The 15,121-nt window shown below is 72.6% G+C and carries 13 protein-coding genes; 6 read left to right on the top strand and 7 right to left on the bottom strand.

From position 1 onward, the window contains the following. Positions 1-61 precede the first annotated feature (61 nt). The 4 genes from ACFYU0_RS08275 to ACFYU0_RS08260 all read left to right on the top strand — a co-directional run bounded on the left by ACFYU0_RS08275 (position 62) and on the right by ACFYU0_RS08260 (position 2,344). Positions 62-424 carry a hypothetical protein gene (locus ACFYU0_RS08275; RefSeq protein WP_351666921.1) on the top strand — a complete coding sequence of 121 codons (363 nt, stop codon included), beginning with the start codon at positions 62-64 and terminating at the stop codon, positions 422-424. A 3-nt stretch (positions 425-427) separates the two neighbouring features. Further along, positions 428-859: a response regulator gene (locus tag ACFYU0_RS08270; protein WP_389298711.1), complete on the top strand. Its 432-nt coding sequence runs from the start codon at positions 428-430 to the stop codon at positions 857-859. A gap of 212 nt (positions 860-1,071) precedes the next feature. After that, positions 1,072-1,476: an ATP-binding protein gene (locus tag ACFYU0_RS08265; protein WP_389298946.1), complete on the top strand. Its 405-nt coding sequence runs from the start codon at positions 1,072-1,074 to the stop codon at positions 1,474-1,476. Between the two features lie 394 nt (positions 1,477-1,870). Continuing rightward, entirely contained in the window at positions 1,871-2,344 is a 474-nt protein-coding gene (locus ACFYU0_RS08260; protein WP_389298709.1) for a hypothetical protein, read from the top strand. A 51-nt stretch (positions 2,345-2,395) separates the two neighbouring features. On the opposite strand, the gene ACFYU0_RS08255 is transcribed toward ACFYU0_RS08260, so the two are convergent. The 5 genes from ACFYU0_RS08255 to ACFYU0_RS08235 form a co-directional block, all read right to left on the bottom strand. Continuing rightward, the gene (locus ACFYU0_RS08255) at positions 2,396-3,382 is read right to left on the bottom strand and encodes a hypothetical protein (protein WP_389298707.1); all 987 of its coding nucleotides are present in this window, start codon (positions 3,380-3,382) and stop codon (positions 2,396-2,398) included. 197 nt (positions 3,383-3,579) lie between these two features. Next, a complete protein-coding gene (locus tag ACFYU0_RS08250) occupies positions 3,580-6,333 on the bottom strand; it encodes an alkaline phosphatase family protein (RefSeq protein ID WP_389298705.1) in 2,754 nt (917 codons plus the stop codon). Positions 6,334-6,337: 4 nt separating this feature from the next. Next, positions 6,338-7,693, bottom strand: a complete 1,356-nt coding sequence (locus ACFYU0_RS08245) for an ABC transporter permease (RefSeq protein ID WP_389298703.1) — start codon at positions 7,691-7,693, stop codon at positions 6,338-6,340. Then, positions 7,690-8,637 (bottom strand): ABC transporter ATP-binding protein, encoded by a 948-nt coding sequence (locus ACFYU0_RS08240; RefSeq protein ID WP_389298701.1) that lies wholly within the window; start codon positions 8,635-8,637, stop codon positions 7,690-7,692. The genes ACFYU0_RS08245 and ACFYU0_RS08240 overlap by 4 nt, the downstream gene beginning before the upstream one ends. A 178-nt stretch (positions 8,638-8,815) precedes the next feature. Continuing rightward, a complete protein-coding gene (locus tag ACFYU0_RS08235) occupies positions 8,816-9,733 on the bottom strand; it encodes an aminoglycoside phosphotransferase family protein (RefSeq protein WP_389298699.1) in 918 nt (305 codons plus the stop codon). Positions 9,734-10,005: 272 nt separating this feature from the next. Between ACFYU0_RS08235 and ACFYU0_RS08230 the strand changes: the two genes are divergently transcribed. Next, a complete protein-coding gene (locus tag ACFYU0_RS08230; protein ID WP_351666939.1) occupies positions 10,006-10,959 on the top strand; it encodes a YihY/virulence factor BrkB family protein in 954 nt (317 codons plus the stop codon). Between the two features lie 25 nt (positions 10,960-10,984). On the opposite strand, the gene ACFYU0_RS08225 is transcribed toward ACFYU0_RS08230, so the two are convergent. Continuing rightward, complete coding sequence (locus ACFYU0_RS08225) at positions 10,985-11,287, bottom strand: hypothetical protein (protein WP_389298697.1); 303 nt, start codon at positions 11,285-11,287, stop codon at positions 10,985-10,987. A gap of 238 nt (positions 11,288-11,525) precedes the next feature. Here ACFYU0_RS08225 and ACFYU0_RS08220 point away from each other — a divergent pair, with 238 nt between their 5' ends. Next, positions 11,526-13,688 carry a SpoIIE family protein phosphatase gene (locus ACFYU0_RS08220; RefSeq protein WP_351666943.1) on the top strand — a complete coding sequence of 721 codons (2,163 nt, stop codon included), beginning with the start codon at positions 11,526-11,528 and terminating at the stop codon, positions 13,686-13,688. A gap of 60 nt (positions 13,689-13,748) precedes the next feature. On the opposite strand, the gene ACFYU0_RS08215 is transcribed toward ACFYU0_RS08220, so the two are convergent. After that, the gene (locus ACFYU0_RS08215) at positions 13,749-14,933 is read right to left on the bottom strand and encodes a type III polyketide synthase (protein ID WP_389298694.1); all 1,185 of its coding nucleotides are present in this window, start codon (positions 14,931-14,933) and stop codon (positions 13,749-13,751) included. Between the last annotated feature and the right edge of the window lie 188 nt (positions 14,934-15,121).

Below are 15,121 nucleotides of genomic sequence, written 5' to 3'. Positions count from 1 at the left end.
TGTACCCACGCCTCGACAACGCATGTTGTCCCTGTCGGGAACATCACCGTAGAGTGACGTCATGCCTGGTCCCGCTTCCACTCCGCCTTTGCCCGGGGAGACGGCCGCGCTGGTGACCCAGGTGGTGGACGAACTCACCCGGCGACTCACGCAGGACGTCCCCCACCCACCCGCGGACCTCGCGGACACGGCCGGTGACGCCCGACGGCACGCCTTGGCTCGCCTGCGTGTGCTGCGCGGCGTCCAGCAGGCCGTGAGACGTCTGGAGGACCAGGCGGCGCATGCGGCGGCAGCGAGCGGGGCGGGCTACCCCGAGATCGGCCAGGCCATGAGCATGAGCAGGCAAGGGGCCCGTCGCCGCTGGCCCGGTCTCATCACCAACAGCACACCCACCCCGCCGTCCCCCGAACCCCGGAGCTTGTGAAACATGGCTGCCGCCGCCACCCGCCCCTACGACGTCCTGCTGGTCGAAGACGACGTCGCCGATGCCATGCTCATCCAGGACGCCCTCGCCGAGCGCGGTACCCGCAACCTCACCCAGGTCTCCGACGGCATGGCGGCCCTGGAATACCTGCGCGACCCGGAGAACGAGCGCCCGGACCTCATCGTCCTGGACCTCAACATGCCGCGGATGAACGGTCGCGAGTTCCTCGCCGTGGTCAAGGAGGACGCCGATCTGCGGACGATTCCGGTGGTCGTGCTGACCACGTCCGCGGCTCCCGACGACGTCACCGGCGCCTACCACCATCACGCCAACGCCTACGTGACCAAGCCGGTCAACCTCGAGGAGTTCGAGGCGGCGGTCCGCAGCATCGACGCCTTCTACCTCGACATCACCGTCAAGCCGCCCAAGGAGTAGGGCCTGTCCCCACGCCGGGAGCAGCCGTGCGCCGTGACGCGGCACACGGCTGCTCCCGGCGTGGACCTCTCATGGGAACGACGGCAGCGGGTAAGCGGAAGTGCACGACACAGAGATCACACGGTCAGAAGGCAAAGACACCCCCCACAGGAACACTCATGGTCATCCCGCTTAGGAATCAGGCGCCGGATGGACGAGAACCGGCAGGGGCCCTGCGGTACAGCACGGCCTGGGACGAGGAACAGCCACCGATAGCCGACGCTCGCCAAGCCGTGCGCACACTGCTGGCCCAGGCAGGACATCCGCCGGAGCACCGGGCGTGCCAGGACGCCCAGCTCGTGGTCAGCGAGCTCGTCACGAACGCGCACCGGCACGCGCCCGGCCCCGGCGGGCTGGAGCTGGAGGTCGTACCGGACGCCGCCCTGCTGCGGATCACGGTCCGCGACAGCTCTCCGCTGCGGCCCGAGCCGCAGGAGCACGACGCCCGCCGCGTCGGAGGCCATGGCCTCCGCCTGGTGACCATGCTGTGCGGGCAGTTGCACACCGTCGCCCTGGCGACCGGCAAGCAGGTTGTGGTCCACCTGCACCTGCCGGGCCCTCCGCCCGATCAGGTCTAGCCACGGCCCCGACGAGGCTGGACGGCCGGCGAGCGGGTAACCGGACTCCACCGGGCCCGGCAGCAGCCGGGCACCCATGGCAATAGGAGTGACATGCCGGGCGTTCTCCAGCGACTCAAGCAGTTCGCACAAAGTCCGCAGGGTCGGCGCACCATCGAGCAGGCCCGACGCGCCGCGGCCGATCCGCGCCGCCGGGCCCAGGCCCAGCGCCTCTTCGACAAGCTGCGTACCCGTCGGCAGGCCTAGCGGAGTCGCCCCCCGCGACCGCGGTTGATCAAGTTTGACCCAAAAGCTTTCACGCGACAACAGTTGAGCATTGGACTGGTGTAGACCGGGTAGCAGTGCACCGCGCGCGGTCACGGTCAGCGCTGACACCGTTTTCTGGGGGGAATGGATGCCGAGGTTCGGCGGACGAAGACGTACGACGATCTCCGGCCCGGCCGTCGACGCCGCGCTCGTCGACGGCCGCCGGGACGACGGACCGCCGGTGTTCGAGCTGTCCCCGCCCGAATACCGGGCTCTCCTCCGCGTCATCGAGCACGCCCGGGCCTGCCTGGTGCTGCGCAGCGGCGCCGACGCCGAGACGATCCGCAACGCCAGCGGCACCGAGCTGGCAATACTGCTGCGTCGGCGAGCCACCGCCGGGGCCGGGGAGGACGGCGCCGTGATCATGCGGGCCGACGAGATCCGGCACCTGGAGGCGGCGGTCGTGAACCTGGAGTCCTACGGCGGTCACGAAACCGCTCTCTGCGAGGGCTACGCGCTGCTCGAACGGTGCGAAGCCCTTCAGCGGGGCGCCCGGACGGGGCACGAGACCGAGGGCATTCTCAGCATCGGCCGACTCGCGCCGCCCGCGCCCGGCCCCTGAGCCCCGCCCCCCTGACCGGGCGCCCGCCTCTGTCCCGGTGGGCGCCCGCGTTCACCGCCGCCCGCCCACCCGTTCGGCGGGCTCCCCGTCATCGGCGGCCACGCCGGCCCGGCCGCGGTCGCGCGTCAGCGTCCGCATGATCCCCGCCCCCGCGAGCACCGCCGTGAGGTGCAGGGCCACGGCGAGCGTGGCGTTCTCCGGGTAGGCGACGTCGCTCGGGTGGGCCAGGGCCACGTACACCGTGGCCGGCAGCCGCCAGCCGCTCCACGCGAACATCGAGCCGGAGCCGAGCCACGCCAGGGCGAGCACGAGCGGATACGGCAGCCTGGCCGGGCGACGGCGGCCGAGGACCGCTACGGCGGCGGACGCGGCCAGGGCCCAGCACGCGCTGACCCCGACCAGTACATGCCAGTCGGCCGGCCGCTCCTCGCGGTGCGCGATGCCCAGCAGGCCGCCGGCCGCCCAGTAGAGCCAGACCAGGCCGGTCACCGCGCCGGTCACGGCGGGCCACAGCGGTTCCCGGGAAGCGGGCGCCCACTCGGGCCTGCGCAGCGCGTGGGGCCAGCGCCGGCGCAGATAGGCGGGCAGCGCGACGGCGAGCGCGATCCCGGTGCCCACGAAACTGCACTGCAGCAGCACCGCCTCCCAGCCCGGCATCGCCGCGTCACCGCCGGAGCTCCCTGAGCCTCCCGAACCCGACGCCCGCGCACCGGAGTTCATCAGCGTGCTGACGACCACGAACGGCAGGATCGACACCAGGAACCCCGCGCCCACCCAGCCGACGAATCCCACCAGACGACCGGGGATCCGCACCCCCCACGGCCGCACCAGCGCCAGCCCCAAGGTGATCCCGGCCGCGGCCATGCCGATCGTGACGGTGTTGAGCACCAGCCACCCGCCGAGGCTGAAACCCCGTCCGACGGGCAGCAGTCCGAGCAGCGAACCGACCACCCACGACACCTTGATCACCAGGTACGGCACGAGGGCCAGTGCCGCTCCGTACGCCGCCGCACGCCCGATCCGGTCAAAACGCTCCACGACGTCTCCCTCCGCTGGGCCCCATCGTCCGGCGCCCCCGCGGGCCTTCGCATCAGCCCCCGGGCGTGCCCCGCTCCCCCGCTGGGCGAACCCGGCACTCCACCCCGCGGACGATGGCGTGCGCACCGCGGCCTGGAACGGCAGGGCCCCCGCCCGGCTGCGACGCCGGACGGGGGCCCCTCATGCTCTTTGGGGTGTCAGCCGTCGGACTCCGACGACGGGATGTAGGCGCCCGGCACGTCGTCCGGCGCGAAGAGCCTGCTCTCACCGGGGTACGGCTTCTTCCAGTTGTGCGTCTCGTACCAGGTGAAGTGGTTCATCTGCGCGGGGTTGGCGTAGTCGGGCACCGCGTTGGGGCCGGTCAGACGCTGCTTCGACTTCCAGCGGTCCCACTTCGCGGCGAGCGACCGCTGGTCCGCGGGGACCTTCGCCGACGGCGCGGGGGCCGCCGCGGGGTCCTGCGGCGCCGGTGTGTCCACGCCGCAGGCGGGCGGGGTCTTCAGGCCGCCGGTCAGCGAGGTCCGGTTGGGCAGCGCGGTGAACGGCGTGGGGTCCGCCTTCTGGGTGAAGGCCCCCCGCATCGGGGTGGCCGCGCTGTCCTTCTGGTTCATCGGGTGGATCCCGAGGATCTGCTCGATGGTCCGGATCACCGTGATCTGGGAGTAGTAGCGGCTGTCGACCGTGCCGTGCCGGGCCCAGGGGCTGATGATCTGGATCGGGGCGCGGTGGCCGTCGACGTGGTCGAGGCCGGCCTGGGAGTCGTCCTCCACGACGAAGATCGCCGAGTCCTTCCAGTACCTGCTGTGCGAGATCTCGTCGACGATCCGGCCGGTGGCGAGGTCGTTGTCGGCGACCTGGGCGGCCGCGTTCGCCGGGCCGCCGGTGTGGTCGCTGGAGAGCCAGAACATGTTGAGGTTCGCCGGACCGTCCTTCTGGAAGTCGCGCTTCCAGATCTGGTGCCGGTAGATGTCCGGGACGCTGGTGTCGAACTTCGCGAAGCCGTGCACGGACACGTCGTTGAGCGACGGGATCGGCGAGGACGAGTTCAGCGTGTACGCGGTGTCCTGCCCGGTCGCGTCCATGTTCTTGGCGTCGCAGTACAGGTTCTGCCAGCTCGCGTCCGCGGGCTTCGACAGGAACTGCTGGAACTCGCCGAAGTTCCGCACGCTCTTGCCCGCCGCCTGGGCGCCGGACCAGATGAACCCGGTGCGCTGGTGGCCGAGAGCGTCGTCCTCGGTGTCGTAACTGCGCTTGTACTCACCGGCCGAGGACTCCGTGTACTCCGGATTGTCGGCCTGCATCAGCCAGTTGTGACCCTCGGCGGAGTTCGTGCCGATGTCGTAGGTGTTGTCGTACAGCCCGAACTGCTCGGCGAGGGCGTGCTGGTTCGGGGTCACGTTCTCGCCGAACTGAGCGAGCGACGGGTCGCCGTTGCCCTGCGGGAGATCGCCGAAGAGCTGGTCGTAGGTCCGGTTCTCCTTGACTATCAGGAACACGTGCTTGATCGTCGAGGGGTCGCCGAGCCGCTGCGGGACCGGCACCGGCTTCGCGTGGCCCTTGCCCTCGGCGAACTGCACCGAGCCGCGGCTCCAGCCGTTCTGCCGGAAGACCTTGGGGGTCTGGGACCTGATGACGCTGTCGTCGGGCAGCGCGAACCGCGTCAGGCTCGACGTCGTGTCGTGGGTGGCGTGCCCGGCGGCGCTGGTGGGACGGCGGGCGTCGACACCGCGCGTGTTGGAGACCAGCACCTGGTCGCCGACGGTGGCGATCTCCGCCGGGAAGTAGTCCGTGGGAAGCAGACCGACGTAACTGACCGGCTCCTGGGGGGTGCTGTACCGGTAGACGGCGACCGCGTTGGCGCGGCCGAGCGTCACCAGCAGGTGGCCGTCGTCGGTGAGCGTCACCGCGTCGGGCTCGTAGCCCACCGAGGCCTCGGGCCAGGGCTGCGTCGCGATGGTCTGCACGACCTTGTCGCGGCGGGTGTCGATGACCGACACGTCGTTGGTGGCGGTGTTGGTGACGAACAGCGCCCCGCGCTTGGCGTACAGGGCGGTCGGGTGCAGACCGACGTCGATGCTCGTGGGGGCGGCGTCCGGGTGCGCCAGGTCGATGACGCCGACCGTGCCGGTCGTGGTGGCGCCCGTCTTCGGGTCGGCCGGCACCTGGGTGTCGTAGGAGTTCAGGGTGGTGTCGCCGGATCCGGCCGGGCGCCCGCCCTCGTTGCTCACGTACAGCTTGTCGCCCACCCGGACCAGGTCGCGCGGGGCGTTGCCGACGGCCCAGCTCCGGCGGACGGCGCCGGTCGCCGCGTCGAGGGCGACGACCCGGTTCTGGCCGTTGACCGCGGAGTACACGGTGGAGCCGTCGGGCGAGAACACCGCCTCCCCCACCAGCGCGTGCCTGGTTCCGTCCGCCGGGATCTTCACGGTGGTGGGATCGGCGACGCTGCCGTCCGGGTTCACGGTGAACCTGGTGTAGCCGTCGGTCTGGCCGAGCCAGAGCTGCGAGCCGTCGGGCGAGTAGGTGGGGCCTTCCTGGCCGACCTCGTTGCTGCCGAGGCGCGGGCTGGACGAGGCGGCGGTGCCGACGAGTTGCTGCACCGTCCACTTCTTCAGGTCGACGATGGACAGCGCGGCGCCGCCGTCGGTGACCGAGGCTGCCAGGTGGGTGCCGTCCGGGCTCACCGAGGACGACATGATCTTGCCGTTGTCGACGACGAGTCGCTCGCCGTAGGGCGCGATGTACTGGTCGGCGGAGACCACCTGGCCCCGGTCGGTGACCTGTCCGACCTGGTCGGTGCCGAACTGGTGCGTCTGGGCGAACGCGGTGCCCGCGGCGGTGACGGCGACGGCGGTGATGCCCGCGGTCAGCAGCGTCCGGCGGCCGACGCGTCTGCCGAGGAGAGCGACACCGTTCGTCTGGACACGCCTGCGGTGGCGTGTTACCTGCATGGGTTCATCCCTTCGAGGTGGACAGCAGATCGACGTTGCCGTCGAACTGCCAGAGCGGGTTCGGCGCGTCCCCGGTCGGGGTGCGCACCAGGAAGTAGCCGTTCACTTCCTTCGGTCCGTCGCCGTCGGCGACGAACCGCCCGTCCGCGGTGACGTCGAGCTGGTAGACGGCCGAGCCGGTGGCCGCGACGCCGGGCAGGTGCCACGAGACGACGCAGCGCCAGTCGTTGCCCGGTCCCTCGGCGGCGACCCGGACACTGCCCTTGTCACAGGTCGCGGTCGTCCTCAGCTGCGCCTCGGAGACGTCGGGGCGGTGCAGTTGACCGGTCTGCAGCCGGTAGAGATGGGCGAACTCCGTGGCGAGGGAGCGCTGTACCTTCTCCTGCTCGATCCCGGAGCCGGAGGACGGGGTGGTCGTGGCGACCACCAGCACCGTCGCGGCGAGCAGTCCGGCCGGCACGAGCACCCCGGCCGTCAGGGCGCGGCGCCCCGAGCCGTCGTAGGCGGCGTTGGTGAAGTCGCGGCGTACGAAGAGCAGGCAGGCGAGCGTCGTCGCGACCACGGCCCAGGCGAGAGCGACCGCGACGCCGATCAGCAGCGGCCGCAGCTGCGCCGGGCTGGTGAACAGGCCGTTCCAGGCGATGAAGGCGTAGCCGGGCAGGGCGAGGCGCACGGCGACGGGCAGCGGCAGCATCTGGGCGAGCTGTGTGGCGAGCGCGAACAGCGCGGGCAGCAGCAGGCCCATCGGGGAGCGCCCCCGTGTGACGGAGCCGAGCAGTCCGATCGCGGCGAGGGCCAGCGTCGGGGCGAGCCCGCAGGTCCAGGCGAGCAGGACCCGGCCGGCGGCGTCGGCCGGTGTCAGCAGGTGGCCGTCGAGGCCGACCAGCGGATGGTCGCCGACGGCCGCGGCTCCGCCGGCCGCGCTGGAACAGGCGAGCCCGGCCACCAGCAGCAGGATGACGGTGAGGGCGGCCAGTGCCTTGGCCGCGAAGATCCGCCGCGGTGACCGTACCGCCACGAGCAGGTGGCGCCAGGTGCCGAGACGGTCCTCGGCGGCGAACACGTCGCCGGCGACCACGGACGTCAGCAGCGGCAGCGCCCAGGTGCCCGCGAATCCGAGCACCACCAGCGGCCCGGCCCAGCCCGTGGCGTGCATCCAGCGGCCGAAGAGGGTGTCGACGGGGAGCGTGCTCTGCCGGCTCACCGCCGCCACGAAGAGCGCCGGGATGATCCAGCAGGCGAGGACCAGCAGGCGCGTGCGCCACTGCGAGACCAGTTTGACCAGCTCGAACCGGTAGCCGCGCAGCAGCGGAACGGGGCGGGGCCGGACGTCGCCGCGGGGTGCGAGGGTCGTGGTCATGCGGCCCGCTCCTGCTGGTGCTGCTCGGTCAGGGCGAGGAACGCGGCTTCGAGGGGCGACACCACGGGGGTGAGCTCGCGCGGCGCGACGCCGGCCCGTACGAGTGCCGTCACCAGTTCGTCGAGGGCGGGCACCAGCGCGCGTACGACAAGTACCTGGGCGCCGTACCGGGTGCCGGCGTCGTCGACGGTGCGGACGCCCTCCGTGCCGGCGGCCAGGCGGCGGGCGGCCTCGGGGTCGGAGGTCACCAGCCGGTATTCGAGTTCGCGCTTCTCGGCGGCCAGCTTGTCCAGCGGGCCGGAGAAGACGACCCGTCCGGTGGCGATGATCGTCACCTCGGAGCACAGTGCCTCGAGGTCGTCCATGCGGTGGCTCGAGAGGACGACGCTGGTGCCGTCCGCCGCGAGCCGGGTGAGGACCCCGTGCACATGCCTCTTGCCCGCCGGATCGAGGCCGTTGGCGGGTTCGTCGAGCACGAGCAGTCGGGGCCGGGTGAGCAGGGCGGCGGCGAGTCCGAGCCGCTGGCGCATGCCGAGGGAGAATCCCCGTACCCGGTCGTCGGCGACGTCGGTGAGCCCGACCTCGCCGAGCACGTCGTCGATGCGCGTCGTCCGTGCGCCGTTCGCGTGCAGGGCGGCCAGCGCGGCGAGGTTCTGCCGGGCGGTGAGCGAGGGGTAGAGGCCGGGCCCGTCCACGAAGCCCGCGACCCCGCCGGGGGCGGTGAGCGCGCGGCCGACCGGCGTGCCCAGGATCTCGAGGCGGCCGCTGTCCGCCGCGGCCAGCCCCAGCAGGAGGCCGAGCAGTGTCGTCTTGCCGGCGCCGTTCGGTCCGACCAGGCCGTGGATCTGACCCTGCGTCACGTCCAGGTCGACGCCGTCGAGCGCGACCACGTCGCCGAAACACTTGGTGATCCCGCGAGCGCGGACCGCGAGGAGTTCGTCCATGAGTCCCTTCTTCCGCAACGCTCAGGGACCTTACGGACGGCACACAGCTCCGGCGGGGTAGGCCGGTTGAACGTCCGGGGAACGAGTTGTCAAAGCATGGACAAGATCGGGGGTGCGAACCGGGCGTCATGCGGCCAGACTTGGGCAGAACTCGGTGCGGTCGGCACCGGACGGTCGTTCACGGGCGGACCGTCGCGGTGAGACGTTCGAGCGCGGCGTGGGCGGGCGGGCCCCAGGTCCGCTTGCCTCCGGGGCGGCCGTGGACGCCGGCGTCCCCGATGTGGATGCCGGCCAGTGCGCGCAGCACCGCCCAGCCGCGGGCGCGGCGCAGGGTAGCGCTGTCCGGGCGCGGCCGGTAGGACGCGTGGAAATGGTCCGCGGCGCCGTCGGGCAGCAGGATCCAGGCGGCGGCCAGGTCGCAGGCCGGGTCGCCGGCGAAGAGGTCGCCGAAGTCGATCACTCCGGCGAGACCGCCGTGCGCGGTGAGGACGTTGGCCGGGTGCAGGTCGCCGTGGAGCCAGAGCCGGGGGCCGGCCCACTCGGGCGCCGCGGCGGCGTCCTCCCACACCGCGCGGACGGCCTCCGGGTCGCGGACCAGCCCTCGTTCGACGGCCGAGTCGAGCGCCCCGGTGAACCGTCCGGCGGTGTCGGCCAGCGGGCCGCCGCGGTCCCGGCCCGCCGGTGCTTCGTCGGGGGCGGGGCGGTGGAGAGCGGTCAGGAAGCCAGCCAGGGCGGCGGCCGCCTCGGCGGCGCGCGTGACGGGAGCGCGGTCGGCGGGCTCGCCCGGTACCCAGGTGGTGACGAGCCAGGGCCGCGGGAAGCGTTCGGAGGGCTCACCGAGGCGCCGCGGGACCGGAACCGGGAGCGGGAGGTGCGGGGCGAGCCGGGGCAGCCAGGCGTGTTCCTTGCGCAGCAGCGCGTCCGCGGACTCGGTCGCCCAGGGCATCCGGACGGCGAGGTCCTCGCCGAGCCGCCACACCTGGTTGTCCCAGCCGAGCGCTCCCAGTTCCAGCGGAAGATCCGCCAGGTCGGGGTGCTGTTCGCGGAGCAGATCCCGGATCAGGTCCGCCGTGATGTCCGTCTCGGTCGCCGTCATGCGGAGCAACGCTAGCCGGGGCGGCACGTTGTGCCACCCTCCGTTCCGTTCCGTTACGGAGGACGGTTCAGGGCGGTGGGCCTCGCGTCCGCGTGCGGACGGCGGGCGTCCGATTAATCGCACGCTGGGGCGGCCGCGCTCGCGGGTAGACGCACAGAGCCGCCGTCGGCGGCCGATGAGGAATCGGGGGGCGGCAGATGCCTGGGACGATGACGGCGGCCGGGTGCGGCGTCCGGGTACTCCCGGCCCCACCGGGCCGCGAGGAGAGGTGAATGGGCACCGCGACGAAGGTTCCCGAGACACGGGACATGAGCGGGGAGGAACTGTCCGGCGACGAGGCGTGGGCGGCGCTGCGCCGTTACGGCGGCTGGTCCCTCCTGCGGGATGCGTTCGTCCGCTTCCGGTACGCCGACGGCTTCAGCCACTCACGGGCCCTCGCCCTGCAGACGGTGCTGGCACTGGTCCCGCTGGCCATCGCCTTCGTCGGGCTCTCGACCGTCCTGCACACCGAGAACGTGGGCCGGCTGGCGGAACTGACGATCCACCGGATCACCCGCGGACCCAGCGCCGGCGTCGTCGACGACGCACTCGCCCGCGGCCGGCGGACCGCGGGGGACGGCGCGGCCGTCACCCTCTGGCTCTGCGCCGCCTTCTCCCTCGTCAACGTCACGACCGCGATGTGCCAGATAGAGCGGGGCGCCAACCGCATCTACGGCAACGAACGCGACCGCCCCTTCCACCTCAAGTACCTTCGCGGCCTGCTGATGGCCGTCGGCGCTGGGCTTCCGCTCGGCCTCGGCTTCGTCGTCATGGTCGCCGGGGGCGACCTCGCCTCGGCGGCGGTGACGGTCTACCACCTGGACTCCGGCGCGCGGACCGCCTGGGACGTCCTGCGCTGGCCGTTCGGGCTGCTGCTCGCGCTCATCTCCGCGAGCACGGTCTTCCGCCGATCGCCGCGCCGCAAGCAGCCCGGCTACACCTGGCTGGCCTTCGGTGCGGCCGTCTACCTGGTGCTGTGGATGACGCTGACCTGGCTGCTGAGCCTCTACCTGAACGTGAGCGGCTCCTTCGACACCCTCTACGGGCCTCTGAGCGTCTTCATGTCCCTGCTCCTGTGGGCCTACCTGACCTCGATCGCGCTGTTCCTCGGGCTGTCCTTCGCCGCGCAGCTGGAAGCGGCGCGCGGGCGTCGGCCCGGCCCTGTCGAAGCCGACCCAGGGGTCTGAGGGTCCGGCTCCGCGGGCCCGCGGGTCACTTCCCGCCAGGGGTGAACTGCGCCAGCTGGTCCTTGACCCAGGGGTCGTAGACCGCGAGCCGCCGGGCGGCCGCGGGGTCGAACTGCGCGATCTGGCCCGCGACCCAGGAGTCGATGTGCCGGTGTCCCGCGGACGGCTGTGACGGGTGGTGACCGGCCGTCGCCTGGGCGGAAGCGGGCGACGCCTGCGGCGTCGTGGCCGTGGCCGCGCTCGCGGGACCACCCACGGCGACGAGGGCCCCCACAGCGGCGAAGGCGGAAACGCCCGTGACGGCACAACGCCGTATCAGCTTGCTCACGGTCTGTCCTCCAGCATCTCTAGCGGCGGATCCCTGAGTGGAATCATCCGTTCCAGTTGGTTCGCTTACCCACCCGCACCGCCGCCACACACCTCCGTCATCGGCGCCGAGCGATCTGATGTGGGCGAAGCGACTCCCGGTGTTATTCAATGAGGTGTGCGATCAGGGATCTCGGGGCCCCGACGCACGGGTCCGCGTACGGCCCCGGCGGCGCGCCGGGGATTGCTGAGAGAGCCGCATGGACTCCACACCGTCCCCTTCGTCCTCTTCGCCGTTCGAACTGGTCAGCAGCGCTCTTGGGCGCTACATCCCGCGCGGCGGACGTGCGGCGCCGGCCGGTACCGCCGACGCGCCGGACGACCGCGCGGTCGGCCGGCGCGTGCCGGAAGACGCGGCGGACGGCCCGCAGGACCAGATCCTCGGCGCGATCAACGTGGACACGGAGCTGAGGATCACCCGCTGCAATCTGGACGCCCCCGTCTTCGCGGGCGTGGAGGCCGTGCCCGGACGTCCCTTCGTCGATCTCCTGCCCGCCGGGGACGTACCGACGGTCACCCGGCGGTTGCGCCAGGTACTGGAGACCGGTGAGGCGCACGTGGCGCGGATCCAGCGCCTGCGGCGCCGCGACGGTTCGGAGCTGGTGGTCTCGCTGAGCATCCTGCCCGCAGCGGTGCCTCAGGACGGCCTGACGGTCTCGGTGATCGCCATGGCCACGAGGCTGCACCTGTACGCCGCCGAGACCGCGATCGGCACCTCGCTGGACATCGGCGAGACCGCGCAGTCTCTGGCGGAGTCCTTGCTGGCCTGGGGAGACGTGGCAGCCGTCGACCTGGACTTCGCCGTGTGGACGGGCGAGGGAGTCATCGAGCAGGGCCGGGGACGCATCCGGCTGCGGCGGGCGGCCCTGGTGCCGGACCGGGCCTGGCCCGAGGGCTACGTCACCCCCGGCCACGATCTGCCCGGCGACGCCAGTCGCCTGCTGGCGCAGGCGGTACGGCGTGGCGACGCTCCGCAGGCCATCGTCATGCCCGACCGGGAGGCCGTCGAGCGGGTCCTCGGCACCCCGCGGGTGATGCGTGCCCTGGTGCCCGGCGACCCGTCGGCGGGTGTGGCGTGCATACCGCTGGTCCTCGACGGCGCGCCGCCCGTCGTGCTGGGCGTGGCGGAGGTCTGGCGGCGGGCGGACGTCCCCTTCCGCGACAACGAGCTGTTCGACCTGCAGGAACTGGTGGCCAGAACCGCCCACCACGTGGACCTGGCCCGTCAGCACCAGCGGGAGCACACGCAGGTGCTGGCGCTGCAGCGCCGGCTGCTGCCCCGGACCGGCGGCGACACCGTCGAGATAGCCAGCGTCTACCAGCCCGCCACCCCTGACAGCGCGGGCGTCGGCGGCGACTGGGTGAACAGCTTCCCGCTGCCGGACGGCCGGACCGCGCTGGTGGTCGGCGACGTGGTCGGGCACGGCCTGGGGGCCGCCGCGACCATGGGCCAGCTGAGCATGGAGGCCCGCGCGCTGCTCTCCGCGGGGCTGGCCCCCGACGAGGTGCTGGAGCACCTGGACGAGACCGTGACGATGCTGGACGACTCCGAGTCGGGGCTGGCGGCCGGCTACAGCGCCCTCGGCTCGACCTGCTGCATCGCCCTGTACGACCCGGTCGGCCACCACGTGACGCTGTCCAGCGCCGGTCACCTGCCCCCGGTCCTGGTGTCGCCGGACGGGCACGCGGGCCCGCTCGCCATCCGCCCCCACCCCGGGCTGGGGGCCGAGTTCGCGCTGCGGGAACCGTTTCACGTGCACACGTTCGACGCGCCCCCGGGCTCCCTGCTCGCCCTCTACACCGACGGGCTGGTGGAGGATCCGGCCGTCCCCATCGACGAGGGCATCGACAGACTGGCGGGCGCCGTGTCCGCGGTGCACCCCTGGGACACCCTGCAGCAGGCCGCACGGCGGGTCGTCGCCACGCTGGCGCCGGCGCGGCAGCGCGACGACGTGACCCTGCTGCTCGCGCGCATGATCGGCTACCGCAAGGAGGACACGGCGACCTGGCGGCTGCCCGCCCGCTACGACGCGCCCGGCCGTGCCCGCGCGCTGGTGTCCGCGCTGCTGCGGCGGTGGCGCACCCGGGACGACACCCGGGAGAACGTGCTGCTCCTGGTCAGCGAGCTGGTCACGAACGCGGTGCTCTTCGCCACCGGTCCCGTCACCGTGCGGCTGATCAGGTCCGGTCACGGTCTGCTGTGCGAGGTGGGCGACACCGGCAACGGCAGGCCGCGGCTGAGCCGGGGCGGCCTCCTCGACGACGGTGGGCGCGGCCTGCACGTCGTGCACGGGCTCACCAGCCGGTGGGGGGTGCGGTGGACGGACACCGGCAAGGTGGTCTGGGCCGAAGTCGGACGCTGACGGGGGTGCGGGCCCGCCGTGTCCCCGGGCCGGCCGGGCACCGGCGGGCGCGGGCCCGGACTAGAGCCACTCCCCTTCGAGGGCGGTGGCGGTGAGCCCGGGCGCCGCCGCGTACAGCACGGCGCGGGTGCCCGGCTTCTGCCCGGCGTCGTGCGCCCGCCGCATGATGTCGAACACGGCGGCGCCGCCGCGGTTGCCGCTGGCGTAGCTGTCCCGGCTGTAGTCCAGGAGCCCCGACGGCCAGGTGTCGGGCATCGTCTGCTCCATGTACTCGAGCACCCGGGTGCCGCCGGGGTGCGCGAGCAGCACGTCGGGGTGCCAGGAGTCGGGGTCGTCCCGGTGGCGGGTGCGCAGCCACTCCCACATCGCGGTGACCGTCTCCTGCACGGCGCGCGGACCGCGCCGGTCCATCACGAAGTGGGTGCCGTCGGCGCGCGTCTCCAGGCGGTGCAGGTCCTGGGTGCCGGGCAGGGTGTGGTGCCAGGCGGCGTCGAGCCGCAGCACCGACTCGCGCCGCGGGCGGCCGGTGACCACCGTGGCGACCGCGGTGTCCGCGAACAGCAGGCGCACGATCAGGGACTCGAGAGTGTCGTCCGCGGGCTGGTAGGTCGTGCTCAGCGCCTCCGAGATCACGACCAGGACCACCCGGTCGGGGTCGGCGGCGACGAGATCCGCCGCCAGCGCCAGCGAGCGGGTCCCCGCCACGCAGGCCCACTGCGTGGCCGGCAGCAGCATCGCATCGGAGCGGAGCGCGAGCTTGTTGGCCAGGGCGACGTCCAGGCCCGGCAGCGCCGGAGTGGTGGAGTGACTGGTGATCAGGCAGTCGACGTCGGCGACGTCGAGCCCGGCGATCTGCAGGGCTCCGCGCGCCGCACGCTCGCCGTAGGACTGCACGGCCTCCCAGGCCGGCGCGGTGCGCTCCTGGACGGTCTGCGGCGCGGGTACCGCCTCGAGGGCGGCGATGGCGCGGTCGACGTCCTGCTCGGTGAACCCCTCGCGCGCCAGCGCCTCTTGGGCCCGCCCGACGCCGAGGTTCCGCAGGCCGCCGCCGTCACCCGGGGCCACGGCCGTCTCCAGCGGCAGCATCCAGCCACGGGTCTCGATGCCCGTGCTCGCCGCGATGCCGTCGATCCGCGGCGCCCACGCCGCGTCCGGGTGCCGGTCGCGCACCTCCGCCACGATCTCGCTGGTCTTCACTGCGTGCTCGCCGTGTATCACGGCAGGAGGACAGAGGTAAGCAGCCATGGTGGGCACCTTTCCGGGAGAACTGGGGAGAACTTCGCGAGTGGTATGGCGGGCGTCACATCGGACTTCACGCCCAAGGCGACGTCGACTGGCCCCACTTCGGAAGCCGGTAGCCGCTTCGAGGATGGGGCCTAAAAGGACATTTGCGCTGTGATGCACACAACTTGGGCGACATTTCGGGTGCGTGA

This window comes from Streptomyces sp. NPDC003720, from assembly GCF_042875075.1.
GTDB lineage: Bacteria > Actinomycetota > Actinomycetes > Streptomycetales > Streptomycetaceae > Streptomyces.
Note: the sequence above shows the minus strand (reverse complement) of the source record. Positions and strands in the feature narration are given on the sequence as shown.

Excerpts from the sequence above, each read along its gene's own strand:
- ACFYU0_RS08230 (WP_351666939.1), top strand. The coding sequence starts at position 10,006 with ATGGGCACCGCGACGAAGGTTCCCGAGACACGGGACATGAGCGGGGAG.
- ACFYU0_RS08270 (WP_389298711.1), top strand. The coding sequence starts at position 428 with ATGGCTGCCGCCGCCACCCGCCCCTACGACGTCCTGCTGGTCGAAGAC.
- ACFYU0_RS08220 (WP_351666943.1), top strand. The coding sequence starts at position 11,526 with ATGGACTCCACACCGTCCCCTTCGTCCTCTTCGCCGTTCGAACTGGTC.
- ACFYU0_RS08215 (WP_389298694.1), bottom strand. The coding sequence starts at position 14,933 with ATGGCTGCTTACCTCTGTCCTCCTGCCGTGATACACGGCGAGCACGCA.
- ACFYU0_RS08250 (WP_389298705.1), bottom strand. The coding sequence starts at position 6,333 with ATGCAGGTAACACGCCACCGCAGGCGTGTCCAGACGAACGGTGTCGCT.
- ACFYU0_RS08275 (WP_351666921.1), top strand. The coding sequence starts at position 62 with ATGCCTGGTCCCGCTTCCACTCCGCCTTTGCCCGGGGAGACGGCCGCG.
- ACFYU0_RS08260 (WP_389298709.1), top strand. The coding sequence starts at position 1,871 with ATGCCGAGGTTCGGCGGACGAAGACGTACGACGATCTCCGGCCCGGCC.
- ACFYU0_RS08235 (WP_389298699.1), bottom strand. The coding sequence starts at position 9,733 with ATGACGGCGACCGAGACGGACATCACGGCGGACCTGATCCGGGATCTG.
- ACFYU0_RS08245 (WP_389298703.1), bottom strand. The coding sequence starts at position 7,693 with ATGACCACGACCCTCGCACCCCGCGGCGACGTCCGGCCCCGCCCCGTT.
- ACFYU0_RS08240 (WP_389298701.1), bottom strand. The coding sequence starts at position 8,637 with ATGGACGAACTCCTCGCGGTCCGCGCTCGCGGGATCACCAAGTGTTTC.